The following is a 24,981-nucleotide window of genomic DNA, read 5'->3' as shown; positions in this document are numbered from 1 at the left end:
CTTCATGGCGCGAATTGATCAGACGGGGGATTGGCGGGACCGGCACGCGCCTTCTCTGGGCGAGTTTGAATCGCTCGCCATAGACGCCTACGCCCAACTGCCCATGCATTTCCACCAGCTCTCCGGCGATCTGGCGATTGTCATCGCCGATTTTCCCGATGACGAGATTTTCGAGGACATGGGTCTGGAAACCCCGTTTGACCTGCTGGGCCTGTTCGAGGGACAGGGCCTGAGCGAGCGCTTCACCATAGAAACCGGTAAACTCGCCAATCGGATCTGGCTGTACAGAAGGCCAATCCTGGATTACTGGGCCGAGAATGACGAGACACTGGGAGACATCATAAGCCATGTCCTGATCCACGAGATCGGTCATCATTTTGGCCTGTCCGACGACGACATGGAACGCATCGAGGCCGGGGCGGAATAGTCCGCCAGCCCGCGCGTCACCTTTTTGCTCCCTGAAACCGGACAATGTCAGTCCGGGGCCTGCGCTCCGCAGATATCCCGCATGATGTACTCGAACATCGCAATTCCCGGCCCGATCAGTTCGTCGGGAAAGTCAAAATCGGGATTGTGCAGCCGCGGATGATCCTCACCCGATCCGAGCACGAACAGCCCGGTCTTTGCCACGCTACCGAAACGGCCAAAATCCTCGGACCAGCGGAAAGGATCACCGACCACGACGCGGTCCGCTCCAAGTGCTGTGGCTGCGGCTTCGATTCTTGCCACGGCCGCCTCGTCATTGTGCCCGGCCGCGAAATTCTCGTGATGGTCAAAATCCACACCCAAACCGCCGGCCTCGGCCAGCCGTCGCGCAAGCTTCTCAGCTTCGCCCATCAGTTCGGCCTGCAATCTGTCATCAATGGCGCGGACGGTCACCCAGATGTCGGCCTCGCCCGGGGATATCCCGAAAGCCGCCTCACCGAGCCGCGCATGTGAAAGCGTGACCAGCGAGTGGCCCGGCGTGTGGCCCAGGGTTTCTGGAAGCCCAGGAAGCGCCTCCATGAGCCTGCCCAGAACAGATGCCGGGCTCAGCCCCGCCTCGGGCTGAGCCGCATGCGACGTGCGACCCGAAAGCCTGATCGCCAATCCCTCCGATGCAAAGGTGAACGGACCGGGCCGGACACCCACCGAACCCAGCGGCAGGCCCGGCAGATTGTGAAGCGCAAAGGCGAAATCCGGGCGAATCCGCTCGAACCGCTGGTCGGCGATCACATCCGCAGCCCCCGCCCCGGTTTCCTCGGCGGGTTGGAACAACAGCACCACCCGGCCGCGGGCGGGCCTGCTCTCGGCCAGCTGTGCCGCAAGCCCGCACATGATCGCCATATGCCCGTCATGCCCGCACAGATGGCCCTTGCCGTCGATCTCGGAGCGCCACCCGAAGGTGGATATTTCGGTGATTGGCAGTCCATCGAGTTCGCACCGGAAAAGCACGGTGGGTCCATCGACGCCACTGTCATACACAGCTGCCACCCCATGCGTGCCAAGTCCCGTGAGGATCTCGTCAGGACGGCAGCGTTCAAGTTCAGCTGCGATCCGGGCGGCAGTATCCCGCTCTTCGCCCGAAAGCTCCGGCTTGCGGTGAAGATCGTGCCGCAGGCTGACCAATTCCGCCGAAGCGGCCCGGCTCAGGAAATCAGTCAAGATCACTGTGCTCCAAGCTTCATCTCGGGATCATAGTCGACGCCGTCAACATCCTTGGTGACTGCCTGACCGCACAAAACCTTGCCGGTTGTCGCGTCGAAAGCCAATGAAGGCGAACCGTGCAGCTGCCAGCCTTTGGACAGAGCCAGACTGACCTTGTGGCAAAAATCGGCGCCTTCGTCGGGCCCGGTGAGAAAACGATATAGTTTCACGTCTCTTTATCTCCGCCATACCGCGCCGCAATGCGCGCGGCCTTTTCAATCAACCGATCGGCCATTTCCAGATGCAGCCGCTCGACCATCCGTCCGTCAAGGCTGATGACACCGCGATCCTTGTTCTCAGGCAGCGCAAATGCTGCGGCAATCGCCTTGGCTTGTGCAAGCCGATCCGGCGCAATGCCGAACGCCTTGTTAGCCGGCGCAATCTGGGCCGGATGGATCAGAGTTTTGCCGTCAAAACCCATGGCCTGACCATCGCGGCATTCATCGAGCAGCCCGGCCTCATCCTTGAAATCATTGTAGACCCCATCAAGCACGTCCAGTCCGTAGGCGCGGGCCGCCAACACGATCTGCATCAGCCAGGGCGACAGCCACGGCCGGCCCGGAAGCGCAGCAACGCCGGTTTCCTTGAGCAGGTCATTGGTTCCGGTGATGAAACAATCCAGCCGCGCGCCATCTGTCCGCGCCATTCGCGCGATCTGGCCTGCATTCATCACGCCGCGTGGCGTCTCGATCATCGCCCAAAGCCGCAAGCTTCGTGGCGCATCGGTTTGCTCGAGCGCGTCTTCCACCGTGACGATGTCCTCGGGCGCATCCACTTTCGGTATCAGGATCGCATCCGGCTTGCAGCCGCGCGCCGCAAGCAGATCCTCTGAACCCCAGGGCGACGACAGCGCATTGATGCGGATGACTGTCTCCATCCCGGCAGGCAACGCGGCAGCGCGGCCATCGCTGAAAAAACAACGCAGGCTTTCCCGTGCCTCCTCCTTGGCGCCGGGCACGATGGAGTCCTCCAGATCGAAAACAACGCTGTCGCAGGATAGGCCTGGCAATTTGTCGAGGGCGCGGGAATTGGATGCCGGCAGATACAGCACGGAGCGGCGCGGCCGGACTGGCCGTAATGATGATGACTGGTTCATACCGCATTTATTGCCTCCAGCGGCGCAGCCATGCAAGGGGCTCCCGTCAAAACACCTGTGCCCCGCCTGATCCGGTCACGCTAAAGTGCGCCAACGGCCTTCAGCCAGCAGGGTGCCCCATTGAATTGCGCCCGCTTGATCCCCAAATAATCAATGAACAGTCAGGGAACAAACATCATGAGAAAAATCGTCGCATTCTTTCTGGGCCTCGGCCTGATTGCCGCTGCATTCGCAGGTCTTGCACTGGCGATCGTGGTGGGTATTCTCTCGGCAATTCTGGTAGTGACGGCCCGTCTGACTGGTCGCTGGCAGCCTGCAATGGTGCGGACCGCTGATAAAGGCCATCGCAGGGACAACCAGAAACCGCATGACTTCAAGGTTTCGAATGACGGCCGCGGCACTATCATCGATATGTAATATTACATCCCGGGCCGGTTGAATGACCTTCTTATGGCGAAGTGGCCATATGCCCCTTCATTTTCGGTTCCATGTTTGTTAAATGCTGCGGCACAGACAGACAGGACCTTGAAGCCATGGAAAAATTCTCCCGCCTCACCGGCGTTGCCGCCCCCCTTCCGGTCGTCAATGTCGACACCGACATGATCATCCCGAAGGATTATCTCAAGACCATCAAGCGCACCGGTCTTGGCAAGGGCTTGTTCGCCGAGGCGCGTTACAATGAGGACGGTTCGGAGAATCCGGAGTTCGTGCTCAACAAGCCGGCATGGCGCAACGCCTCCATCTTGGTCGCCGGTGACAATTTCGGCTGCGGTTCCTCACGCGAACACGCGCCCTGGGCATTGCTTGATTTCGGCATTCGCTGCGTCATTTCCACGAGCTTTGCTGATATTTTCTACAACAACTGCTTCAAGAACGGCGTCTTGCCGATCGTTGTCAGCCAGGAAAATCTCGACAAACTGATGGATGACGCCGGCCGCGGCGCCAATGCCACCGTGTCAATCGACCTCGTGGAACAGGAAATCCGCGGTCCTGACGGCGGCGTGATCAATTTTGAGATCGATGCGTTCAAAAAGCACTGCATGCTCAATGGTCTGGACGACATAGCATTGACTCTTGAGAAAGCCAGCGCCATCGATAGCTATGAAGCCAAGGCCGCTGACAGTCGCCCCTGGCTTTAAGATGGATGCGCCATTGTCCTTAGAGCAGGACCATGTGGCGTACCAGCGTGTTGCCGCATGTTGAAGGAAGCTCTCATGTCTGACGATATTGAAACCTCGACCATCGCCCTGATCGCGTCTGCCGGCGAAATTAAAGCCGACCAAATCACCCGCGACACCGAATTGGCAGAACTCGAAATCGATTCACTTGTCCTGACCGAGGTTGTGATGGACATTGAAGATGAGCACGATATCGAGGTTGACCTGAACACCGCCGAAGCTTGGGAATCGCTCAAAACAGTCGGTGATATCGTCGACCTGGTCAAAAAACTCGTCGCGGCAAAGACCTGATCATGGACCAGCGGCGTGTCGTCATCACTGGAATGGGCGGCATTTGTTCACTGGGTGGCGATGCCGACACTATCTGGACCAGCATGAAAGAAGGCCGCGACGGATGCCGGCCTCTGGAGATGGACACGCGTGATCTGAAGGTCAAGATTGGCTGCGGCATCATCGGCTACCCGGAAGATGACGAGATCGACAAACGCCAAGGCCTGACCATGAGCGGCATCAGCCGGATCTCGGTTATTGCCGCGCGCCAGGCCATGCAACAGGCCGGCCTCGAACCGGGCGAGTTCAACCCGCAGCGATCCGGCGCAGTTGTTGGCGTCGGCATCTTCGGGACAGATGCGGTTGATCAGAGCTATGTCGACATATTTCTGGAAAAGAAGAAACGAGCCCATATCTTCACCGTTCCACGGGTGATGCCGAGCGGGCCATCCGGCCATGTCTCCATCGCCATGGGACTGCAAGGCCCGGTCTTTGGTGTGACCTCGGCCTGCGCATCAGGAAACCACGCATTCATCTCGGCCATCGACCAGATCCGGCTTGGCCGTGCCGATGTGATGCTCGCCGGCGGAGCCGAACTGGCCCTGGTCTACGGTCCGCTCAAGGCCTGGGAATCGCTTCGCGTTCTCGCCCGCACGGTCTGCCGGCCATTCTCGGCTGATCGCGACGGGTTGGTGCTCGGCGATGGCGCAGCAATCGCGGTTCTCGAATCCTATGAGCACGCCAAGGCCCGCGGCGCCAATATACTGGCCGAAATCATCGGGGTCGGCATGTCCGGAGATGCCTCCGACATCGTCAATCCGACGGTCGAAGGGCCTACAGCTGCTGTTCGAAATTGCCTCGCTGATGCCGGCATCTCAGCCGACCAAGTCGATTATATCAATGCTCACGGCACGGCTACTCAGACCAATGACCAGACCGAAACACGGGTGATCCGCGAAGTGTTCGGTTCAGCCGCAGATACGGTTTCAGTCTCCTCGACCAAATCCATGCACGGCCATTGCCTTGGCGCATCGAGCGCTATCGAGCTGATTGCCTGCGTCAATGCCGTGCGCGAGGGCGTGATCCCGCCGACCATCAATTACACGACCCCTGACCCGCTTTGCGATCTCGACGTCACGCCCAACGTGGCGCGCGAAAAGAAGGTCGACATTGCCATCTCCAATGCATTCGCATTCGGCGGCACCAATGCTGTGATCGCGGTGCGGAAAATTTAGGCTTGGTCTCTAGTCGAGATCCAGCTGCCTGGTTTCGGAAACAATCATCTCGCCGCCCCTGAGGATCGCAACTTCCAGCCGGTAATGTCCCGACGTCGGGGTTCCCTTTTTGCCGGAATAGGCGACATAGACCGCCTTTGAACGATCCAGCGGCTCGGTGGTTTGCTCGCTGAACACCTGCCCGTCCTTTTCGATCCGGAGAGAAAACCTGTCTCCCTTGGCAAGGTTTATCGCCCAGATATAGCCAACCAGAGCCTGTGAGCGCTTGCCCGGCGGCGCTGGGATGCCGGCGCTCACCAGCTGCTTGTCATTGAGCGGCCCATCCGTAAATCCGGCTGACAGCATCGTTGGCAGATCAGGCCTGGCGAGAGCGGCCATCGCTTTTGCATCCAGCCAACCCTTGGAGGTTTTCGCAGAACCATGCGCGGCGCAGGCCTGACCGGCTTCCAGCCCGGTATATGGGTCAGTCACCTTACCGTCGCGGCGCAAGGTCACATGAACATGCGGAAATTGCGCCAGACCGGAGGCTCCGACGAACCCGAGCATGTCGCCCTTGCCCACCTTCGTGCCTTTCGCCAGCCGCAGCGAACCCCGTCGCATATGGCAATACTGGGTTTCAAATCCGCCGCCATGATCAAGGATAAGGCCATTGCCACACTCGCGCGAACTGACAGCTTTCTGCTCCTCTTCAGTCGACACCGGATGATCGGTCATACCGTCGCGGGAGGCTTTGACGATCCCGTCAGCCATGGCAATGACCTCAACGCCGCGATCCACATCCTGCATGGACAGGATTCGGAAATCTGTTCCCTTGTGACCATCATAGGTCTTTGTTCCGCACCAGGGATCTCTCGCGCCAGGACCGCTATCAAGATCGACAAACTGCTGGACCGGGCAGATAGATCCCTTCGGACAAACAAGCGGAAGCCCGAAGAGGGGCTCCGCGAAGACCGGGAACGTGGTCGCGACGACCAAAATCGCAAGCTGAATCATCCGGCGCAGCGGAGTCAAAAAGCAGGTTAACGAGCCAGACAGTTGAAAACCCTCCTCAGGGTGTTTAATGACGCTTCATCTATTCGATTTTGGTCCGGGGATTTCAAAATGGCAACACGCACTCTCTTTCTTCTTCCAGGTGATGGTATTGGCCCTGAGGCCATGGCTGAAGTCCGCAAGATCATCGCCTTCATGAATGAAAAGGAAGCCGCTGACTTCTCGACCGATGAAGGGCTTGTTGGCGGCTGCGCCTATGACGCCTGCGGACAGGCTATTTCAGACGCCGACATGGAAAAGGCGATGGCCGCCGACGCGGTGCTGTTCGGCGCTGTTGGCGGGCCAAAGTGGGATGCCGTGCCCTATGAGGTCCGTCCGGAAGCCGGCCTGTTGCGCTTGCGCAAGGACATGGAACTGTTTGCCAATCTTCGCCCGGCGATCTGCTATCCGGCGCTGGCGAATTCATCGTCGCTGAAGCAGAACGTGGTTGAAGGCCTCGACATCCTGATCGTGCGCGAACTCACCGGCGGTGTCTATTTCGGCGAACCCAAGGAAATAATCGATCTCGGCAACGGCCAGAAGCGCGGCATCGATACGCAGGTCTATGACACCTACGAAATCGAGCGCATTTCGGCCGTGGCATTCGAACTGGCGCGCACCCGCAAGAACGAAGTCTGTTCGATGGAAAAGCGCAACGTCATGAAATCCGGCGTGTTGTGGAACGAAGTGGTCACCGCCACCCACAAGGCGCGCTTCTCTGACGTCAAACTGAGCCACATGCTGGCCGACGCCGGCGGCATGCAGCTGGTGCGCTGGCCCAAGCAGTTCGATGTCATCGTCACCGACAATCTTTTCGGCGACATCTTGTCCGATATCGCAGCCATGCTGACCGGCTCGCTCGGCATGTTGCCGTCCGCCTCACTCGGTGCACCTGATTCCAAGACCGGCAAGCGCAAGGCGCTCTATGAACCGGTGCACGGCTCGGCTCCCGACATCGCCGGCCAGGGCATCGCCAACCCGATTGCCATGATCGCGTCTTTTGCCATGTGCCTGCGCTATTCCTTCAACATGGTGGCCGAGGCCGACCGCCTCGAAGCCGCGATCGCCACTGTGCTCGACAAGGGCCTGCGCACCGGTGACATCATGTCGGAAGGCTGCCAGCAGATCCCCACCACGGCAATGGGTGATGCAATTCTGGCTGCCTACGCCGGCTGAAGCAGTCGAACGCAAATGCCATACACTCCAACCCGGGTCGGCATCATGCCGATCCGGGTTTTTTGATGCGCCGGTCAGACCGGCATCCGCCCCCGCAAAGGCGATGACTTGATGATCGCCGTGTTGGTCTCTGCCTTCTCGTGAAACGGCAGAAGAATCGGATCGAGATCGGCAATCGAGCGCAGCGCCAGTCTGGTGACGAAGCAATCATCGCCTGTCACCTTGTCGCAATCGAGAAATCCCGGCTCGTTGAGAATCATCTCCTCGACAATGTGCATATTGCCAGGACGCGGCTTGATCCTGACAATGGCCTGCAACGGATAGCCCAGCGCCGCCAGATCGAGCTCGACGGTGAAACAGGATATGATCCCGTTGCTCTCCAGTCTCCGGATCCGCTCGCTGGTCGACGGCCCTGACAGACCCACCCGTTTGGCCAGTTCGCTTACCGGCATCCGGGCGTTCTCACTCAAGTGTTTGATAATCAGGCGATCTTTCTCATCAATATTCATATTCGAGCCTGTTGTGCTATTTGACGTTCAAATTCCATGCAATTTGCCATTAAAACCTAATATAATACAAGGCTAACGTTCCAGACAATCCCTATGCTGAAGACCACATTCGAATTGAAAGGAAATTCCCATGAACGTTCAACGCATAGCTGCCTTTTCAGATGCCGGTGAGGGAGGAAATCCCGCCGGCATTGTGATCGCTGAGCATTTCCCCGACGAGGCCGAAATGCGCCGGATCGCCGCCGAGGTCGGCTATTCCGAAACCGCTTTTGCAATGCCTGATGCTGGGTCGGACCGGTGGCGGGTTCGCTATTTCTCGCCTGAATCGGAAGTCCCGTTTTGCGGCCATGCGACCATCGCGCTCGGCGCCGCCCTTGCCCGACATTCAGGCCCCGGCCGGTTTGCGCTGCAACTCAACGACGCTGAGATCTCCGTCGAGGCAGCCGCCTCCAACGAGGGATACATCGCTGCACTCCAATCCCCGCCCACACGCAGTGCTACTGCGCGTGCGGAACTTGTTGATTGGGCCCCTGCACTGTTCGGCTACAGCTCGGAGCAGCTCAACCCGGCGCTGCCAGCAGCAGAAATCCATGCCGGCGCCGATCACCTGGTGCTGGCACTGAAGGATCGCGGCGATCTTGCCGCCATGAGCTATGATCTTGACGCAGGCCGCGCCCTGATGCGCGAATACGGTCTTGTCACCATCATGCTGGTTCATGCTCGAAGCCATAGCGATTTTGACGTCCGCAATGCCTTCGCTTCCGGCGGTGTGCTGGAAGATCCCGCAACCGGAGCGGCGGCCGCGGCCTTCTCTGGATATTTACGTGATCTCGGCTGGCCACATCAGAACCGGATCCGGATCACTCAGGGCGAGGACATGGGTGCGAAATCTGTCATCGAGGCGGCTTTCACGGATCAACCCGGCAGCTCGATCCACGTCTCCGGCGCCACTCGGCTGATCGGGCTTTGAGCTCCCGAGTGCAGATGTCTGCCATCAGTCATCGGGGGAAACTCGCAAGTGAGGAGGTCTGGAAAAGAACCCGGATCAGTCAGCTCGGCGGATCTCTTCCATTTCACGCTCCAGTTCATCGCGCCAGGAACCCATGACTTCATTGACCTTCTTGATGTAGGCGTCGTTCTCCGAGAGCGGAATATCCGGGTTGTAGCTGCTCGCCACCTCGATCATTGCTTTCCGGTCCATCCGGTCAAAGGCATCAGCCATGGCCCGGGCATTGGGTGTTTTGATTCCCAGAGCCTCAAAAGCTGATCGCCCCATGCGGATGGTGCTGTCATAGGTTTCACGCACAATATCACGGCACCCGGCAAGGTAGAGATCATAGACATGGTCACGATCCAGCGCCCGCGCCTGAACATGCAGATCGGGATAGGTCTTGATCAGATACTTGGTCAATTCCGTGATCTGATCCCGGTCATCGATCGCGACGATGAAGAGCTTCGCATTGGCGACCCCTGCTGCATGCAGGAGGTCTGGCCGGGTGGCATCGCCATAATAGGTTTTCAGACCGAAGCGCCCCATCATATCAATGCGTTTGGAATTGAAATCGATCACCGTCGACATGTAACCTGCCGACGACAACATGCGCCGAAGCAAACCGCCGACGCGACCGTGGCCGGCGATGATGATGCGGTTTTCTTCATCAAACGTATCGGCCTCCCGGCCTGCCGTCTCGACGAATTTTGGCGCGACCACCCGATCATAAAAGATGAACAGGGCCGGGGTCAGCAACATCGACAGAGCCACCACCAGCAGCAATTGATCGGCCACTGCCGCCGGAATGACCGAATTGGCCACCGTAAACGACAACAGAACGAACCCGAACTCGCCCGCTTGTGCCAGTCCCAGAGCAAACAGCCAGCGATCAGCGCCGCGCAGCTTGAACACAATCGCCAGTACATACAGCACCGCGGCCTTGGCAGCTATCAAGCCCAGCGTCAGGGCAACTATGACCGCCAGATTGTCCGCCAGAAGCGCAAAATTGATACCCGCACCGACGCTCATGAAAAACAGTCCGAGCAGCAATCCCTTGAAAGGATCGATGTCGGATTCAAGTTCATGCCGGTATTCGCTGTTGGCCAGCACCATACCAGCCAGAAACGTTCCAAGCGCCGGTGACAAACCGACAAGCGACATCAGCAGCGCAATGCCGATCACCATCAGCAGTGCGGTCGCGGTGAACAGTTCGCGCAATTGCGATCCGGCGATGAACCGGAACAAGGGCCGCGTCAGATAATTTCCAGCAGCAATGACCAGCGCCACCGCGGCAAGGGTAACGAGCGTTGTCTGCCAGCCATTGAGCCCGGCAACCAGACTCAGTGTCATGCCATGCCCGGCATCCTCCGTGCCGTGACTTTCGGTCACCGCATGCTGGACCTCGACAAGCTCTGGCAGCGCCAGCAACGGAATCAGGGCCAGCATCGGGATGACGGCAATGTCTTGAAACAGAAGCACCGAGAAACTTGACTGGCCGCCGTCGCTTTTCATCAGGCCTTTCTCATTGAGCGTCTGCAGCACAATTGCGGTCGATGAGAGCGACAACACCAGTCCGATCGCCAAGCTCACTGTCCAGGGCTGACCAAGCGCAAACGCCACAAGCATGACAATCAGCGTGCTGCCGGCCACCTGCGCCCCGCCAAGGCCAAGCAGTTTGGCCCGCATTTGCCACAACAGCTTTGGTTCCAGCTCCAGCCCGACAAGAAACAGCATCATGACAACGCCAAACTCGGCGAAATGCTGGATCGACAAGACATCGACCTGCAGCAGGCCCAGTACCGGCGAAATCAGAATGCCGGCCACGAGATAACCAAGCACCGAGCCAAGGCCAAGCCGTGTGGCAATCGGCACCGAGAATACGCCTGCGACCAGAAACACAAATGCGAGCAACAAGAAATCGGTCATTGGTCATCCCCGGTGTTCAACAGTGCTGCAGCCGTATCATGGAAAATCGGAGTGGAGAACGGCAGCATGCGGGTGAATGCCCCTGATGCGGCATTGTTTTGGTCCCGATCGAGACAAGCGACATGGGACACGATCCTGTATTTTCAGGAGGTGATGCATATCCGCAAAACACATCATGCAGGCCTTGAAAGCACTGCAGCGCTGATGAGCTCTGCCACATCATTGCCATCGGACCAGACTTCGAAACAAACGCGAATTGACATTTCTGCACACTTCCATCAAAACACCGCCACCATGCGCACCACGATCAAAACCAAAACCACGATCTGACCCGTTCCGCCCCCTCACTCTCCCCGGGGCGGGAAGAGTGGCGCTTGACCGCTAACAAGGGGAGAGAGGAGCACGGGAACCATGGGTTTCAAAATCGCAATTGTCGGTGCGACAGGCAATGTCGGCCGCGAAATGCTCAACATTTTGTCAGAGCGCGCCTTTCCTGTCAGCGAAGTCGTAGCTCTCGCCTCGAGCCGCTCGGTCAACACCGAAGTGTCTTTCGGCGACAAGACCCTGAAGGTCAAGAATCTCGAAAACTATGATTTCACCGGCACCGATCTCTGCCTGATGTCGGCCGGCGGCGCGATCAGCAAGAAATGGTCGCCCAAGATCGCCGCGCAGGGCTGCATCGTCATCGACAATTCCTCGGCCTGGCGCTACGACGCCGACGTGCCGTTGATCGTGCCGGAGGTCAACCCGGACGCGATTTCGATGTACACCCGCCGCAACATCATCGCCAATCCGAATTGCTCGACCGCCCAGCTGGTCGTCGCGCTCAAGCCGCTGCACGACCATGCCAAGATCAAGCGCCTGGTGATATCGACCTACCAGTCGGTTTCCGGCGCCGGCAAGGACGGCATGGACGAGCTGTTCAACCAGACCCGGGCCGTGTTTGTCGCCGACTCGATTGCGACCCACAAGTTCACCAAGCGCATCGCCTTCAATGTCATCCCGCATATCGATGACTTCATGGAAGACGGCTACACCAAGGAAGAATGGAAGGTGCTGGCCGAAACCAAGAAGATGCTTGATCCGAAGATCAAGGTCACCTGCACCGCTGTGCGCGTACCAGTGTTCATCGGTCATTCGGAATCGGTCAATATCGAGTTTGAAAACGAGATCAGTGCCGAAGAGGCCCGCGAAATCCTGCGCGACGCGCCGGGTTGCCAGGTGATCGACAAGCATGAAGACGGCGGCTACATCACGCCTTATGAATGCGCCGGCGAAGACGCGACCTTCATCTCCCGCATTCGTGAAGATGCGACCGTCGAAAACGGCCTCAACATCTGGGTGGTCTCGGACAATCTGCGCAAGGGTGCTGCGCTCAACACCATCCAGATCGCCGAACTTCTGGTCAACCGCCGCCTGATCACGCCACGGCTGGCTGCCTGATCCCGAATACTGCACCTGCTTTGAGCCCCGCCATCCAACCGATGGCGGGGCTCCTCGTTTGTTTTGGCAACCTGGCGACAAACCCGCCAACCTGTCGCTGCGGTGCCGTTCGAGACCATTCCCCCGGTTGGATTTCATTGACGCTGTCTGCAAACGATCATCAGCGGACTCGTGACATTTTGCCGAATCGCTGGCAAAGTCCCGCCGGATTGGGATTCACATACAAAGGTTGTTTGATATGAAGTGCAGTGCTCGAAGATTGGCAGCCTGGGGATTTGCTGCACTCATCACCGTGGGAATCAGCGGCCCTGCGCACGCTGCCCAATGCGGCAACACCTCCAAGGGTTTCTCCAACTGGGTAGAGCAGTTCAAGAACGAGGCGAAATCGGCGGGAATATCGCAGAACACCCTCGACCGGGCCTTCAAGAACGCGCGTTACGCCACCAAGACAATTTCGGCCGACCGCAACCAGAAGAGCTTCAAACTGTCGTTTGACCAGTTTATGCGCAAACGCGGCGCCGCCACCATCGTCTCCAAGGGCAAGCGCCTGAAAAAGCAGAATGCCAGCCTGTTTTCAGCACTTGAGAAAAAATACGGCGTGCCGGCCGGTCCGCTGATCGCAATCTGGGGGATGGAGTCCGGTTTCGGATCTTTCACCGGCAATCAGCACACGGTGTCAGCAGTTGCCACGCTCGCCTATGATTGCAGACGCTCCGCTTTTTTCACTGAACAGCTCTACGCCCTGATGCAGTTGATCCAGAAAGGCTGGCTCAGCCCGGATTTCAAGGGTGCAGCCCATGGTGAAATCGGCCAGACCCAGTTCCTGCCCGCCAATGTGGCCCGCTTCGCGGCCGATGGCGACCGCAACGGAAGCGTCAATCTAGGATCAAAAGCCGATGCGCTTGCGTCAACCGCAAATTTCCTGCGTGGCCATGGCTGGAGCCGGGGTGGCGGTTATCAGCAAGGCGAGACGAATTTCCGCGCCATTCAGGGATGGAACGCGGCCGGCGTCTATCAAAAGGCCATCGCCAAGATCGGTGCTGATATCGACGGCTGATCGTCAAGGGCCGGGCAGCCCTAGAGCATCGTTCTAAAGCACGTTGCATTCAATCGTATTCATGCAATGTGCTTCAGGTTTTTGTTTTGGCGCGTGTTTCTTCCGAAAACCGGTTCCGCTTCAGAATTCCTCACAATTGTCGGCGACATTTGTCTGCACACTGCTGACGATCTTGGCTTGGCGAAAAACAAAAACCTCACGGATCAGCAGTTCATTGTCGGGAAACTGGTAGCAGGCCAGAACCGTGGCCTGTGTTTCGTCGATCACGGTGTTCTCTTCAATCTGCCAGGCGTGATTGGCGTCTTTTACTGCATCTTCCCATTCATCCAGCGCCCCGATGAATTCGGCCTTGGTCTGGGTTACGCCGAGATCCTGAAGAGTGATTGTGGCATCATCTGCCAACAGATCGGCGATTGCCACACGATTGATGTCAAACAGCGCCGTGTACCATCGATCCAGCAGGGAGCTTTGCGCTAACGCCGCGGAAACAGGCAACATCAGTCCCAAAACCAGTGCTGAAACAACAGACCTAACCAACATCACCATAGCTCCCCAAGACGTCACGCGCTCACAACGCATGCTGGCTGTCACTCGATTGACATCAACAGGGTGTGGCTGCGGTGGGGCACATGGAACCGGAGAACAAGGCGTTGTGTCAAGCGAGCGGCAGTTCCGGCCGGTAAAAATCACCGGTTTGCGGATCCATGACCCACAATTCACCCGTGGAAATATCAAACCACGCGCCGTGGATCTGCAGTTTTCCACGTTCCTCGAGTATCTTCACGCAAGGAAAGGACCGCAAATTGACGATTGAGTTGCGGATCGAGATCCGCTCGAGCGCAATCTGGCGTTCACCGCTGGTCAGCAACTGACTGTCCTGAATCTGCTGGGCAGCCGGTTTGAGCAACCGCACCCAATGACCGATGAAATCGCCGGGTGATAAAGGCGTTGCGTCGGGATCGAGCGCCGCCTTGATGCCGCCGCAACGGCCATGACCCATAACGACGATCTGACGGATCTTCAGCGACTGAACGGCAAATTCAAGTGCTGCCGATGTGGCGTGGAGATTGTCGTCCGGCTGATAGGGCGGCACCAGATTGGCCACGTTGCGCACAACAAACATTTCACCGGGACCGCAATCGAACACGGTTTCCGGCGCGCTGCGCGAATCGCAGCAGGCAATCACCATCGTATGTGGTTCCTGACCGGTCTCGGCCAACTGCCGGTAACGGTTCTTCTCGGCCGGATACCGGCCGCTCATGAATGTCTGGTAGCCTTCAATAAGGCGGGTCGGGAATGTCGACATGCATTCGCACATAAACGGCTGTGCGACGAATATCAATCAGCTTTTGTCTCTGAAGACCGCGAAAGATCAGGGATTGATCCGGAACCGGCGGACGCAAAAGCCTCCTGTCTCGGCTTGTCCGGCCATCGGAGCATCAATCGGCGTGGAACCCTCAACAGCCACTGTAACTGGCCGGTTGGCTGATTTTACGACCTGGTGCGGTCCGCAGGTGATCGGACCTGCCGCATGTTGACCATCGCCATCGGCGTGCGCAGGCTTTGCGCATCGGTTTCCAGGGTCAATTCATCAGCGCCGCGCCGCGCTGTGCGAGCCAGGATTTCGAACACCGCACCGGTTGCCATCTGCAATGCTTTGCCATCAGGAACGCCTTCCAGCAGACGGGCAAGAAAGGTTGCCGACATCAGATCACCCAGACCATTTGGCGCATTGGGAATGAGCCGGTGTTCAGCCATCAGCGTCTGGCTGCCGCTGAACAGCATATTGCCGGTGCTTCCGGCCATCATCGCAATCGCTGACGTCACCAGCACGCGCGCAGGCCCCAGCGTTTGCGCAGCCGCAATAAGCGATTTGGCATCGCCGATGGGTGCGCCCGACAACCAGCCAAGTTCGTGAACATTGGGTGTGGCAATGTCAGCGATCGGAATCAGCTTCGAAGCTATGGCCGTGGCAACCGCCTCAGGCACGTAAAGCCCGCCGGTGTCACCAATGACCGGATCACATAGGTAAAGCGCCTCCGGATTGACAGTCCTCACCGCAGCGACAAGCCGCGCCACGTCATCGGCTTGCCCGGCGTCGCCGAGATAGCCGCTGAGCACCGCACCAACCTCGCCGAGCCATGGCGCGCCGCAGAGATCGTTGATCAGCGAGGCGAAATCGTCACGCGCCGGAACGATCCGGGTAGCGCGCGAATGACCCGGATGCCAGGGCAGAATCACTGTGGGAACCGCCCAGACCGGGAAACCGAGCGTCTCCAGAGCGAACACCGATGCCCGGTTACCTACGGAGCCACGCACGACATGGCTCGAAATCACGATCACCGAAGTTCGGATATCGGAATTGCGTTGATTGTCCGGAGTCATCACAATACCTGCCCGACCAACCACCACACCAGCCCGCCGAGAGCCAGAAGCGCCAGTCCGCGAGCAATCCGGGTTCCCCAGACTTCAAGCCTGTCGGTCTTGTCCGCATCTTCGGCGGCAAAATGGTCACGCACGCCACTGGCGGCGGATTTCATCACCGGCGTGGCCGACAGCCCGCCTTCCTGACCAAGCCGGTCGAGGGCGCGTTTTGCCTGACGGACAGTTTCATCGTCTTTCATGACCTGAGCTCCCGGCTCCCTGGCATTGTATCGCAGCATCCCGCATTCATTGTTCGCATCTCGGGATCAACGTGCAAACCCGTGATACTCCGGATTTGGCCGCATGTCAGTCGCCGATGCCATCCGGTTGGTCATATTGAAAAACGCCGCCACTGCGGAAATATCCCAGATGTCGCGATCGGAAAACCCCGCGTCCCGGAGCCGCTGCCTGTCGGCCTCGACAATGCGCGCCGGGTCCTCGGTGACGAGCACGGCAAAATCGATCATCGCGCGCTGCCGCGGCTCAAGTTTTGCAACCCGGTAATTCATCACCATCTGCTCGCCGAGCACAGGATCGCCTGACAATTGACGCACGGCGGCCCCATGCGCGGTCAGGCAATAATAGCAGCTGTTGATCGACGACACTGCGACAGCAATGAGCTCCCGGTCGAGCTTGCTGAGATTGGAAGCGCCAAGCATCAGATCGTTGTAGAATGCAACGAAAGCCTCCAGCTTCTCATTGTTGAACCCATAGGCTTTCAGCACATTTGGCACCATGCCGAGTTTTTCGTCGCATTTGGCAAAATAGGCGTCCATTGCCGGGCTCAACGGCGTTTCCTGCTCCAATTCCAGCGCGGTTGCGGCTTCCGAAGCGTTTTCATCAGCTAACTTCATGATTTGTCTCCCATCCGTTTCGCCTTTCGTCTCGCATTGCCTGCTACTTCTGCTAGGTTCGGTGTGGATATCAAGTGCTGGAGGACAGAAATGGCTGCCAAGACCAAACGCAAGTCGGATTCACTGCTTGCCGAAGCCGCATCAATCGCTTCCAAGGGCAAGAAGCCCTTCGTCAAGCCGGAAGTCCTGTTCTCCCGCGTCAGCATGGATGATTTGCAGCTTTTTCCGGCTGAGAGCCTTGCCGCATTCGCAGTGCTGGCCGAATCGGAAATTCGCGCCTGGAATGGCAAGACGTCAAGATTGAGCCTGGTCAATGAAGACCGGGCCACAACCTCCGGTCACGATGTTTCGGTGCTGACGATCACCACGCTGAACAAGCCGTTCCTCTATGATTCGGTGATGGGTGAACTCACCTCCGACGTGCGCGACATTTTCATGGCGCTGCACCCCATCCTGGTCGTTTCGGGAAAGATGCCGGCAGTACTGTACTCTCATGGCGACGCAAGCGAGCCTTCGCAGCGGGTCAGCCACATCCAGATCCACATGCCACGGCTAGACGATGCCGCCGCCACCGATCTCATTGCCCGCATCCAGCATGTGCTCGATCAGGTCAAGGCCGCTGTTTCCGACTGGAAATCAATGCTGGCGATGCTTGATCACAGTGCTGCCGACCTGGTGGCGCTCGACGTCGACAAGACGGTCGAACCGGCCCGGCAAGAGGCCTTGGCCTTCATTGCCTGGTTGCGCGACAACAATTTCACCCTGCTGGGCATGCGCGAATATGTCTATTCGGGCGACGGCGATGCGGCGCAACTGAGCCGTGCCTCGTCCGAAGGCCTCGGAATTTTGTCAAACCCTGATGTCCTTGTCCTCAGACTCGGCAAGGATCAGGTTACCACGACGCCCGAAATCCTCGATTTCCTGCAGGGCCCGGACTTCCTGATCGTCACCAAGGCCAATGTCCGCTCGGTCGTCCACCGGCGCACCTATATGGACTACATCGGCATCAAGCGATTCAATTCCAAGGGCAAGGTTATTGGCGAACTGCGCGTGGTGGGGCTGTTCACCTCGACCGCCTACACGCGGTCGGTTACCAAAATTCCGCTGTTGCGGTCCAAGGTCCAGGCAGTTGTCACGGATTTCGGCTACGATCCCGAAAGCCACTCCGGCAAATTGTTGCTCAACACGCTGGAAGCCTATCCGCGCGACGACCTGTTTCAGATCGACGCCCCCTTGCTGGCGCGGTTCTGCAATCAGATCAACGAATTGGCTGACCGGCCGCGTGTGCGCGTTCTGCCGCGAATTGACCGGTTCGACAGGTTTGTATCGCTGATCGTCTATGTGCCGCGCGATCAGTATGATTCAATCGCCCGCGAGCGCATCGGCGCCTATTTCAAGACCGTCTACAATGGTCGTGTGTCGGCTTACTATCCGGCATTTCCCGAAGGCGGCGTGGCGCGCGTCCATTTCATCATCGGTCGTTCCGAGGGCAAGACGCCGCAAATTCCGCAGGAACAGCTCGAGCGCGACGTCCGCTCCATCGTCACAAGGTGGGAAGACCAGTTCCGCATGCTCGGTGGCAGCGTTACGGCGCGGGTGAGCGTCAGCCAGTCCTACAAGGAACGCTTCGGGCCCGAAGAAGCCCTGGCCGATCTCGACGACATTCTGGCCTGCACCGAATCGGGCGCCATCCGGATTGCGTTTTATCGCGGCGAGGAAACCGCCGATGACCATCTGGCACTGAAGATTTTTCACGCCGGCGAGCCGGTGGCCTTGTCCCGGCGCGTTCCGCTCTTGGAAAATCTCGGCTTCAAGGTGATCAGCGAACAGACCCACGAGATTTTCCTTGATGAAAACGGCGCTTCCAGCACCGTCGTGGTTCACGATATGGAAATCATCCATGAAGACGGCCGTATCATCGATCTGGCCGCAGATGGGCAACGGCTTGAGGACACATTCCTGTCGGTCTGGCGCGGCGACACCGACAATGACAGCTACAACCGACTGGTCACCAATGCCGGCCTGTCGGTTCGCGAAGCCATGGTGTTGCGTGCCTATGCCCGCTATTTGCGCCAGGCAGGCATTCCCTATTCGCAGGAATACATTGCCCGCAGTCTCAACCGGCACTGGGCCATTTCCGCCAAGCTGTTCGAATTGTTCCGGATCCGGTTTGATCTGGGTTTGAACGGCGACAAGCGCAATGAATTGAACGCCAAACTGATGGCGGAAATTGAAGCAGCGCTGATGCAAGTCCCCAGTATTGACGACGACCGGATCCTCCGACGTTACGTCAATGCCATCGAGGCCTCGCTCAGAACCAATTATTTCCAGACCGGACCCGACGGCGCACCCCGCCCGGCGCTGGCCTTCAAACTTGATCCCAAGGCGCTCGAAGGCTTGCCGGAGCCACGGCCGTTCCGGGAGATATTCGTCTATGGCGCCGAGGTCGAGGGACTGCATATGCGCTTTGGTCCGGTGGCCCGCGGCGGTTTGCGTTGGTCCGACCGGGCGCAGGACTATCGCACCGAGGTGTTGGGTCTGGTCAAGGCGCAGCAGGTCAAGAACGCGGTGATCGTTCCGGTGGGCGCAAAAGGCGGCTTCTATCCCAAGCGCTTGCCGACCGAAGGCGGTCGCGATGCCATTTTTGAGGCCGGGCGCGATGCCTACAAGCTGTTCATCCGCACGCTGTTGTCGGTCACCGACAACATTGTCGGCGATGCGATTGTGCCGCCGGCCAATACGATCCGCCATGACACCGACGATCCCTATTTTGTCGTCGCCGCTGACAAGGGCACAGCGACGTTTTCGGACACCGCCAATGCGCTAAGCCAGGAACGGGACTTCTGGCTTGACGACGCCTTCGCGTCTGGCGGCTCTGCCGGTTATGACCACAAGAAGATGGGCATCACCGCACGCGGCGCCTGGGAGGCGGTCAAACGGCATTTCCGCGAAATGGACATCGATATCCAGACCACGCCGTTCACCGCCGCCGGTGTTGGTGACATGTCGGGCGACGTTTTCGGCAACGGCATGCTGCTGTCTGAAAAGATCCGGCTGCTGGCGGCGTTCGATCACCGTGACATCTTCATTGATCCCGATCCCGATTGCGCCACAGGATTTGCCGAGCGAAGCCGGCTGTTTGATCTGGGCCGCTCGAGTTGGCAGGACTACGACACATCCAAGCTGTCAAAGAGCGGCATGATCATTCCGCGGTCACTGAAATCCGTCGACCTGACCCCCCAGGCAGCTGCGGCAATCGGATTAGCGAGCCTCAAGGCGACCCCGCAAGACATCATGACCGCCATCCTGTCGATGGAGACCGATCTTCTGTGGTTCGGCGGCATCGGCACCTATATCAAGGATGCAGGCGAAAATGACGCTGATGTCGGCGACCGCGCCAATGACGCCATCCGCATACCCGCCCGTCAGGTGCGCGCCAAGGTGATCGGTGAAGGCGCCAATCTCGGCGTCACCCAGAAGGGCCGCATCGCCTACGCAATGAGAGGCGGGCGCTGCAATTCCGACGCCATCGACAATTCTGCCGGGGTCAACTCCTCCGACGTCGAGGTCAACATCAAGATCGCTCTCGCCAATGCGATGCGCGAAAATCGTCTCACCCGGCCCAAGCGCAATACCCTGCTGGCATCCATGACTGATGAGGTTGCCGGGCTGGTCTTGCGCAACAACTATCTGCAGACACTGGCGATCTCGATTTCCCAGGCCAACGGAATCTCCGGCGTTGGCGAACTCAGCAGGGTGATGAGCAATCTCGAAAGCCGCGGATTGCTCAATCGCAAGGTAGAGGATCTGCCCGATGAAACGGCCATCGCCGAACGAGTCGCCAGTGGCCGTGCGCTGACCCGGCCCGAAATCGGTGTTTTGCTGTCCTATTCAAAACTGGTGCTGTTTGACGAAATCGTCGCCAGTTCCCTGCCAGACGACCCTTACTTCGACGACACGCTGAAATCCTACTTTCCCAAAGGCATGCAGAAAGCCCATTCCAGCGACATCGCCAGCCATCGGCTGCGGCGCGAGATCATCTCGACACTGCTTGGAAATGACGCGATCAATCGCGGCGGCCCGGGCTTTGTCATCGCCCTGGGGGACAAGTCCGGCGCCACCGCCTCAGATATCGTCAAAGCCTTCGTGCTTGCCCGCGACGGCCTGTCGCTCAATCATCTCTATGCGCAGGTGGATGGCCTCGACACCAAGGTTCCCGGTGCGGTCCAGAACCGTCTCTACGCCGATATCGGCGACACACTCAAAACGGTGACCGGCTGGGCGCTGAAGACCGGCGCGGCGCACGGCGCGCTCGGCGCTGCCATCAAGACGATGCGTGACAGTGTCGGCAAGCTGGAAGGTGAACTCGCCGCTGCGCTGCCTGATTTCATGCGCAGCCAAGCCGAATCCACAAGGGCAGAGCTGGTTTTGCAAGGGGTGCCTGAAGACCTTGCCAGCCAGATTGCCGGATTGGCCAGCCTGACGCTTGCCCCTGACATCTGTCATGTTGCCGCTTCGTCCAACACCGATCTGAAGCGGGCGACCGAAACATATTTCGCCGTCACCGATGCCTTCCGCGTTGGCAAGATCGTTGCGGCGGTGGACCGGATACCGGTTTCCGACCATTTCGAAGGTCTGGCACTGGCGCGAAGCCTGGATGAAATCTCCGAAGCCCGGCGAATCATTGCCGCAACGGCGCTCGACAGCTATCCCAAGGCCAAGGACCCGTCGGGCGAATGGCTGGGCGCCAACAGCGATCGCATCGCCCATGTTCGCAGCCAGATCCTGTCACTCACCGACAGCGGCGAGTTGTCGGTTGCCAAACTGACTGTCGCCGCCGGCATGTTGAGCGATCTCGCCCGGTCCTTGCGGGCATAGCCGGAATTTGGTCCTTTTGGGGGGGCAATGATGTCTGAGGTAACCGGTTTGCCGCCGAAGGCTGTGGTTCAACGCCGCGGTGTCTTTGGCTGGATGATGTTCGACTGGGCGGCGCAACCGTTCTTTACGGTCGTCACCACCTTCATTTTCGGTCCTTATTTTATCAGTCGCATGGCCAGCGACCCGGCCACCGGACAGGCGGCCTGGGGCTATGGCATCGCCGCCGGCGGTTTGCTGATTGCCATTTTTTCACCTCTGCTTGGCTCAATTGCCGATCAAACCGGACCGCGCAAGCCATGGATCGCCGTCTTTGCGATCATCAAGATCCTGGCGCTGTGCGGATTGTGGTTCGCAGCGCCGGGCTCCAATATTGTTGCTGTTGTCGCCATCTTCACCCTGGCTTCGGTGGCGGCGGAATTCTCAATTGTCTTCAACGATTCGATGTTGCTGCGCCTGGTTCCCAAGGCAGACATCGGGCGCGTGTCAAATCTCGCCTGGGGCCTTGGCTATCTCGGCGGCATGATCGTGCTGATTTTCATCATTGCCTTTTTGGCCGCCTCACCTGAAACCGGGAAAACGCTGCTAGGCCTTGATCCCCTGTTCGGTCTTGATCCGGCTCAAGGTGAAGACGCTCGCGCCTCGGGGCCTATTTCGGCGCTCTGGTACGCTGTTTTCATCCTGCCTATGTTCCTGTTTACCCCGGATTCAGGCGGCCGCAGAGCCCTTGGTGGAGCGATGCGCGATGGTCTTGCCGAATTGCGCTCGACCATCGGTGAAGTACGACAACGCGCTGGTATCTTCCGGTTTCTGATCGCTCGCATGATCTATCAGGATGGCGTCAACGCACTGCTGGCACTGGGTGGCGGATTTGCTGCCGCCATGTTCAGCTGGAGCATCACGGAAATCGGGATCTATGGCATTATGCTCAATGTGGTCGCGATCTTTTCCTGTCTGTATGCCAGCCGCCTCGACACCAGGCTCGGTTCCAAGCAGGTTGTGCTGATCTCGATCCTGTTGCTGTTGATCGCCACAGTCGGCATCGTGTCGACCGGTCCGGGCTTCACCCTGTTTGGCGCATTGCAACTGGGAGGCGGGGATTCCGGCGGCATGTTCGGAACCTCTGCCGAAAAGGCCTACATCACCTTTGGACTTCTGATCGGCATTGCCTTTGGACCGGTGCAGGCCTCGTCGCGCGCCTATATGGCGCGCAGCGTGACCGAGGAGGAGTCTGGCCGCTATTTCGGCATCTATGCCCTGTCGGGCCGCGCCACCAGCTTCACAGCCCCGTTCCTGGTCGCCACGGTCACCGCCCTGTCGGGTTCGCCGCGGCTGGGAATGGCGACCATCGTCATCTTTTTCGCGGCCGGGTTTGTGATTCTCTGGACGACACCATATCCGGCCGATCAACCCGCGACTGAGCCGGTCAAAGCATAAAGCGTTGGCCGATCAGTGCCGGAAGTGCCGCATCCCGGTAAACACCATGGCGATCCCGGCAGCATCTGCCGCATCAATCACGTCCTGATCACGCATTGAGCCGCCCGGCTGGATGACCGCTGTCGCACCGGCTTCAATTGCTGACAGTAAGCCGTCGGCGAACGGGAAGAACGCATCGGAGGCGACAACACTGCCTTTGGTAAGTGGCGTTGCCAGGCCGAGCACTTCGGCTGCATCAACCGCCTTGCGGGCTGCTATCCGCGCCGAATCGACCCGGCTCATCTGTCCGGCCCCGATGCCAACGGTGGCGCCATTGAGCGCGTAGACGATGGCATTGGATTTGACGTGCTTGGCGACACAGAAGGCGAAATCCATATCCGAAAGTTCGCGGGCATCGGGCGCCCGCTTGGTCACCACCTTGAAATCTTCCGGCAGCACGATGCCATTGTCACGGCCCTGCACCAGCAACCCGCCGGCCACGGTCTTGACCATGATTCCCGGCTGACGCGGATCGACAAGCGCCCCGGTGGTCATCAGCCGCAGGTTTTTCTTGGCTGAAAGGATCTCCCGCGCCTCGTCGCTCGCATCAGGGGCAATGATCACTTCCGTGAAGATCTTGACGATTTCGGCTGCCGTTTCGGCATCGAGGGGGCGGTTAAGCGCAACGATGCCGCCAAAGGCGGACGTCTGGTCACACTCGAGCGCCCGGCGATAGGCGTCCACCAGGCTGCCGCCAACGGCAACACCACACGGGTTGGCGTGCTTGATAATCGCACACGCCGCACGGTCCTGATCGAACTCGCTGACCAGCTCGAAAGCCGCATCGGTGTCATTGATGTTGTTGTAGGACAGTTGCTTGCCCTGCAGCAGTGTGGCTGTTGCCACGCCGGGACGATTTTCACCGGTTGCGTAGAACGCCGCTGCCTGGTGCGGATTTTCACCGTAGCGCATGACATCCAGCAATTTGCCACCAAAGGCCCGGTGGCGCGGCGCTTGCAATGAAAGTTCCTGCGCGAACCAACCCGATACCGCCGCGTCATAGGCTGCAGTCCGGGCAAAGGCCAAAGCAGCGAGTTCGCGCCGCAACGCCAGTGAAATCGACCCATCCTGGCTTTCAAGCGCACCAAGAACCCGGGCATAGTCTTCCGGGTCAGTGACCACAGTCACATAGGCATGGTTTTTCGCCGAGGCACGGATCATTGCCGGGCCGCCGATATCGATGTTCTCGACAATCGTCGCCGGATCAGCGCCGCTGGCAACGGTCTGTTCGAACGGGTAGAGATTGACCACTGCCATGTCGATGTCGACGATCCCATACTCTTGCATGGCTGACCGGTGATCGGCATCATCCCGAATGCCGAGCAACCCGCCATGCACGCCCGGATGCAGGGTCTTGACCCGGCCATCCATGATTTCGGGAAATTGTGTCAGTTCGGAAACATCCCGCACTGCAAGGCCGGCAGCCTCCAGAGCGGCCCGCGTTCCGCCCGTCGAAACCAGTTCAACCCCGGCGCCTGCAAGCCCGCGGGCAAAATCGACCAGACCGGTCTTGTCAGAGACCGAAAGCAAAGCCCGGCGGACCCGCACCAGATCCGGCGCCGGGTGATTTTTGGAAACAACAGCCATGAATATCCCTCGCAAAAAGCTGCGTTAGCACAGGCGGCGCCGTGATAAAACACGCAATCAGCCTTATCTGTGGAGCGCTGTCAGCTCAGACGGCACACCGCATCAGCCCAAACGACCGGCAGAATATGTGTTTGGCGAGGCTTGGGTCGCGCGTCCCTTGGAGATCCAG

The 24,981-nt window shown here is 58.9% G+C and carries 24 protein-coding genes; 12 read left to right on the top strand and 12 right to left on the bottom strand.

All coding sequences use genetic code 11. The features are described 5' to 3' along the window. Positions 1–4: 4 nt before the first annotated feature. On the top strand, positions 5–427 hold the full coding sequence (locus tag IMCC20628_RS21090; protein ID WP_047031837.1) for a metallopeptidase family protein: 423 nt from the start codon (positions 5–7) through the stop codon (positions 425–427). A 47-nt stretch (positions 428–474) separates the two neighbouring features. Here IMCC20628_RS21090 and IMCC20628_RS21085 read toward each other — a convergent pair whose 3' ends face one another. Genes IMCC20628_RS21085 through IMCC20628_RS21075 form a run of 3 tightly spaced genes read right to left on the bottom strand, consistent with a single transcriptional unit; the run spans position 475 to position 2,782 of the window. After that, the gene (locus IMCC20628_RS21085; protein ID WP_082128265.1) at positions 475–1,650 is read right to left on the bottom strand and encodes an amidohydrolase; all 1,176 of its coding nucleotides are present in this window, start codon (positions 1,648–1,650) and stop codon (positions 475–477) included. After that, a complete protein-coding gene (locus IMCC20628_RS21080; protein WP_047031836.1) occupies positions 1,647–1,856 on the bottom strand; it encodes a DUF1737 domain-containing protein in 210 nt (69 codons plus the stop codon). Before IMCC20628_RS21080 ends, IMCC20628_RS21085 begins: the two co-directional genes overlap by 4 nt. Beyond that, positions 1,853–2,782, bottom strand: coding sequence for a CoA ester lyase (locus IMCC20628_RS21075; protein ID WP_047031835.1), 930 nt, complete (start codon positions 2,780–2,782; stop codon positions 1,853–1,855). Before IMCC20628_RS21075 ends, IMCC20628_RS21080 begins: the two co-directional genes overlap by 4 nt. Positions 2,783–2,959: 177 nt before the next feature. On the opposite strand from IMCC20628_RS21075, the gene IMCC20628_RS21070 reads away from it, so the two are divergent. From IMCC20628_RS21070 to IMCC20628_RS21055, 4 genes are all read left to right on the top strand, one after another. Beyond that, complete coding sequence (locus IMCC20628_RS21070; protein ID WP_047031834.1) at positions 2,960–3,199, top strand: hypothetical protein; 240 nt, start codon at positions 2,960–2,962, stop codon at positions 3,197–3,199. Positions 3,200–3,315: 116 nt separating this feature from the next. Continuing rightward, positions 3,316–3,921 carry a 3-isopropylmalate dehydratase small subunit gene (gene leuD, locus IMCC20628_RS21065; RefSeq protein WP_047032845.1) on the top strand — a complete coding sequence of 202 codons (606 nt, stop codon included), beginning with the start codon at positions 3,316–3,318 and terminating at the stop codon, positions 3,919–3,921. 75 nt (positions 3,922–3,996) lie between these two features. Then, positions 3,997–4,251 carry a phosphopantetheine-binding protein gene (locus tag IMCC20628_RS21060; RefSeq protein ID WP_047031833.1) on the top strand — a complete coding sequence of 85 codons (255 nt, stop codon included), beginning with the start codon at positions 3,997–3,999 and terminating at the stop codon, positions 4,249–4,251. A 2-nt stretch (positions 4,252–4,253) separates the two neighbouring features. Beyond that, positions 4,254–5,465, top strand: a complete 1,212-nt coding sequence (locus tag IMCC20628_RS21055; RefSeq protein ID WP_047031832.1) for a beta-ketoacyl-[acyl-carrier-protein] synthase family protein — start codon at positions 4,254–4,256, stop codon at positions 5,463–5,465. 9 nt (positions 5,466–5,474) lie between these two features. Here IMCC20628_RS21055 and IMCC20628_RS21050 read toward each other — a convergent pair whose 3' ends face one another. Beyond that, a complete protein-coding gene (locus IMCC20628_RS21050) occupies positions 5,475–6,458 on the bottom strand; it encodes a M23 family metallopeptidase (RefSeq protein ID WP_052766577.1) in 984 nt (327 codons plus the stop codon). Positions 6,459–6,566: 108 nt separating this feature from the next. On the opposite strand from IMCC20628_RS21050, the gene leuB reads away from it, so the two are divergent. Further along, positions 6,567–7,670 carry a 3-isopropylmalate dehydrogenase gene (gene leuB / locus IMCC20628_RS21045; protein ID WP_047031831.1) on the top strand — a complete coding sequence of 368 codons (1,104 nt, stop codon included), beginning with the start codon at positions 6,567–6,569 and terminating at the stop codon, positions 7,668–7,670. Positions 7,671–7,744: 74 nt separating this feature from the next. On the opposite strand, the gene IMCC20628_RS21040 is transcribed toward leuB, so the two are convergent. After that, positions 7,745–8,179, bottom strand: a complete 435-nt coding sequence (locus IMCC20628_RS21040) for an Lrp/AsnC family transcriptional regulator (protein WP_047031830.1) — start codon at positions 8,177–8,179, stop codon at positions 7,745–7,747. Positions 8,180–8,309: 130 nt separating this feature from the next. Between IMCC20628_RS21040 and IMCC20628_RS21035 the strand changes: the two genes are divergently transcribed. Beyond that, complete coding sequence (locus IMCC20628_RS21035; protein WP_047031829.1) at positions 8,310–9,149, top strand: PhzF family phenazine biosynthesis protein; 840 nt, start codon at positions 8,310–8,312, stop codon at positions 9,147–9,149. A gap of 75 nt (positions 9,150–9,224) precedes the next feature. Here the strand turns inward: IMCC20628_RS21035 and IMCC20628_RS21030 are convergent, their stop codons facing one another. Further along, positions 9,225–11,096, bottom strand: coding sequence for a monovalent cation:proton antiporter-2 (CPA2) family protein (locus IMCC20628_RS21030; RefSeq protein WP_047031828.1), 1,872 nt, complete (start codon positions 11,094–11,096; stop codon positions 9,225–9,227). Between the two features lie 51 nt (positions 11,097–11,147). Here IMCC20628_RS21030 and IMCC20628_RS21025 point away from each other — a divergent pair, with 51 nt between their 5' ends. From IMCC20628_RS21025 to IMCC20628_RS21015, 3 genes are all read left to right on the top strand, one after another. After that, the gene (locus IMCC20628_RS21025; protein WP_047031827.1) at positions 11,148–11,426 is read left to right on the top strand and encodes a hypothetical protein; all 279 of its coding nucleotides are present in this window, start codon (positions 11,148–11,150) and stop codon (positions 11,424–11,426) included. A gap of 81 nt (positions 11,427–11,507) precedes the next feature. After that, positions 11,508–12,539: an aspartate-semialdehyde dehydrogenase gene (locus IMCC20628_RS21020; protein ID WP_047031826.1), complete on the top strand. Its 1,032-nt coding sequence runs from the start codon at positions 11,508–11,510 to the stop codon at positions 12,537–12,539. Between the two features lie 238 nt (positions 12,540–12,777). Next, a complete protein-coding gene (locus IMCC20628_RS21015) occupies positions 12,778–13,596 on the top strand; it encodes a lytic murein transglycosylase (RefSeq protein ID WP_047031825.1) in 819 nt (272 codons plus the stop codon). A 120-nt stretch (positions 13,597–13,716) separates the two neighbouring features. Here IMCC20628_RS21015 and IMCC20628_RS21010 read toward each other — a convergent pair whose 3' ends face one another. The 5 genes from IMCC20628_RS21010 to IMCC20628_RS20990 all read right to left on the bottom strand — a co-directional run bounded on the left by IMCC20628_RS21010 (position 13,717) and on the right by IMCC20628_RS20990 (position 16,874). Then, a complete protein-coding gene (locus IMCC20628_RS21010; RefSeq protein WP_047031824.1) occupies positions 13,717–14,136 on the bottom strand; it encodes a hypothetical protein in 420 nt (139 codons plus the stop codon). Between the two features lie 115 nt (positions 14,137–14,251). Beyond that, positions 14,252–14,902: a carbonic anhydrase gene (locus IMCC20628_RS21005; RefSeq protein ID WP_047031823.1), complete on the bottom strand. Its 651-nt coding sequence runs from the start codon at positions 14,900–14,902 to the stop codon at positions 14,252–14,254. Between the two features lie 185 nt (positions 14,903–15,087). Then, complete coding sequence (gene pdxY, locus IMCC20628_RS21000; RefSeq protein WP_047031822.1) at positions 15,088–15,981, bottom strand: pyridoxal kinase PdxY; 894 nt, start codon at positions 15,979–15,981, stop codon at positions 15,088–15,090. After that, positions 15,981–16,220, bottom strand: a complete 240-nt coding sequence (locus tag IMCC20628_RS20995) for a hypothetical protein (RefSeq protein WP_047031821.1) — start codon at positions 16,218–16,220, stop codon at positions 15,981–15,983. Before IMCC20628_RS20995 ends, pdxY begins: the two co-directional genes overlap by 1 nt. A gap of 66 nt (positions 16,221–16,286) precedes the next feature. Next, positions 16,287–16,874, bottom strand: coding sequence for a peroxidase-related enzyme (locus IMCC20628_RS20990; RefSeq protein ID WP_047031820.1), 588 nt, complete (start codon positions 16,872–16,874; stop codon positions 16,287–16,289). Between the two features lie 90 nt (positions 16,875–16,964). On the opposite strand from IMCC20628_RS20990, the gene IMCC20628_RS20985 reads away from it, so the two are divergent. Both IMCC20628_RS20985 and IMCC20628_RS20980 read left to right on the top strand, forming a co-directional pair. Next, entirely contained in the window at positions 16,965–21,752 is a 4,788-nt protein-coding gene (locus tag IMCC20628_RS20985) for an NAD-glutamate dehydrogenase (RefSeq protein WP_047031819.1), read from the top strand. Positions 21,753–21,779: 27 nt separating this feature from the next. Then, positions 21,780–23,186: an MFS transporter gene (locus IMCC20628_RS20980; protein ID WP_197078357.1), complete on the top strand. Its 1,407-nt coding sequence runs from the start codon at positions 21,780–21,782 to the stop codon at positions 23,184–23,186. A 12-nt stretch (positions 23,187–23,198) separates the two neighbouring features. Here the strand turns inward: IMCC20628_RS20980 and purH are convergent, their stop codons facing one another. Next, entirely contained in the window at positions 23,199–24,812 is a 1,614-nt protein-coding gene (purH, locus tag IMCC20628_RS20975; RefSeq protein ID WP_047031818.1) for a bifunctional phosphoribosylaminoimidazolecarboxamide formyltransferase/IMP cyclohydrolase, read from the bottom strand. Positions 24,813–24,981: the final 169 nt, after the last annotated feature.

It is taken from the genome of Hoeflea sp. IMCC20628, assembly GCF_001011155.1.
Lineage (GTDB): Bacteria > Pseudomonadota > Alphaproteobacteria > Rhizobiales > Rhizobiaceae > Hoeflea.
Note: the sequence above shows the minus strand (reverse complement) of the source record. Positions and strands in the feature narration are given on the sequence as shown.

Excerpts from the sequence above, each read along its gene's own strand:
- IMCC20628_RS21090 (WP_047031837.1), top strand. The coding sequence starts at position 5 with ATGGCGCGAATTGATCAGACGGGGGATTGGCGGGACCGGCACGCGCCT.
- IMCC20628_RS21075 (WP_047031835.1), bottom strand. The coding sequence starts at position 2,782 with ATGAACCAGTCATCATCATTACGGCCAGTCCGGCCGCGCCGCTCCGTG.
- IMCC20628_RS21070 (WP_047031834.1), top strand. The coding sequence starts at position 2,960 with ATGAGAAAAATCGTCGCATTCTTTCTGGGCCTCGGCCTGATTGCCGCT.
- leuD (WP_047032845.1), top strand. The coding sequence starts at position 3,316 with ATGGAAAAATTCTCCCGCCTCACCGGCGTTGCCGCCCCCCTTCCGGTC.
- IMCC20628_RS21060 (WP_047031833.1), top strand. The coding sequence starts at position 3,997 with ATGTCTGACGATATTGAAACCTCGACCATCGCCCTGATCGCGTCTGCC.
- IMCC20628_RS21055 (WP_047031832.1), top strand. The coding sequence starts at position 4,254 with ATGGACCAGCGGCGTGTCGTCATCACTGGAATGGGCGGCATTTGTTCA.
- IMCC20628_RS21050 (WP_052766577.1), bottom strand. The coding sequence starts at position 6,458 with ATGATTCAGCTTGCGATTTTGGTCGTCGCGACCACGTTCCCGGTCTTC.
- leuB (WP_047031831.1), top strand. The coding sequence starts at position 6,567 with ATGGCAACACGCACTCTCTTTCTTCTTCCAGGTGATGGTATTGGCCCT.
- IMCC20628_RS21040 (WP_047031830.1), bottom strand. The coding sequence starts at position 8,179 with ATGAATATTGATGAGAAAGATCGCCTGATTATCAAACACTTGAGTGAG.
- IMCC20628_RS21035 (WP_047031829.1), top strand. The coding sequence starts at position 8,310 with ATGAACGTTCAACGCATAGCTGCCTTTTCAGATGCCGGTGAGGGAGGA.
- IMCC20628_RS21030 (WP_047031828.1), bottom strand. The coding sequence starts at position 11,096 with ATGACCGATTTCTTGTTGCTCGCATTTGTGTTTCTGGTCGCAGGCGTA.
- IMCC20628_RS21020 (WP_047031826.1), top strand. The coding sequence starts at position 11,508 with ATGGGTTTCAAAATCGCAATTGTCGGTGCGACAGGCAATGTCGGCCGC.
- IMCC20628_RS21015 (WP_047031825.1), top strand. The coding sequence starts at position 12,778 with ATGAAGTGCAGTGCTCGAAGATTGGCAGCCTGGGGATTTGCTGCACTC.
- IMCC20628_RS21010 (WP_047031824.1), bottom strand. The coding sequence starts at position 14,136 with ATGTTGGTTAGGTCTGTTGTTTCAGCACTGGTTTTGGGACTGATGTTG.
- IMCC20628_RS21005 (WP_047031823.1), bottom strand. The coding sequence starts at position 14,902 with ATGTCGACATTCCCGACCCGCCTTATTGAAGGCTACCAGACATTCATG.
- pdxY (WP_047031822.1), bottom strand. The coding sequence starts at position 15,981 with ATGACTCCGGACAATCAACGCAATTCCGATATCCGAACTTCGGTGATC.
- IMCC20628_RS20995 (WP_047031821.1), bottom strand. The coding sequence starts at position 16,220 with ATGAAAGACGATGAAACTGTCCGTCAGGCAAAACGCGCCCTCGACCGG.
- IMCC20628_RS20990 (WP_047031820.1), bottom strand. The coding sequence starts at position 16,874 with ATGAAGTTAGCTGATGAAAACGCTTCGGAAGCCGCAACCGCGCTGGAA.
- IMCC20628_RS20985 (WP_047031819.1), top strand. The coding sequence starts at position 16,965 with ATGGCTGCCAAGACCAAACGCAAGTCGGATTCACTGCTTGCCGAAGCC.
- IMCC20628_RS20980 (WP_197078357.1), top strand. The coding sequence starts at position 21,780 with ATGATGTCTGAGGTAACCGGTTTGCCGCCGAAGGCTGTGGTTCAACGC.
- purH (WP_047031818.1), bottom strand. The coding sequence starts at position 24,812 with ATGGCTGTTGTTTCCAAAAATCACCCGGCGCCGGATCTGGTGCGGGTC.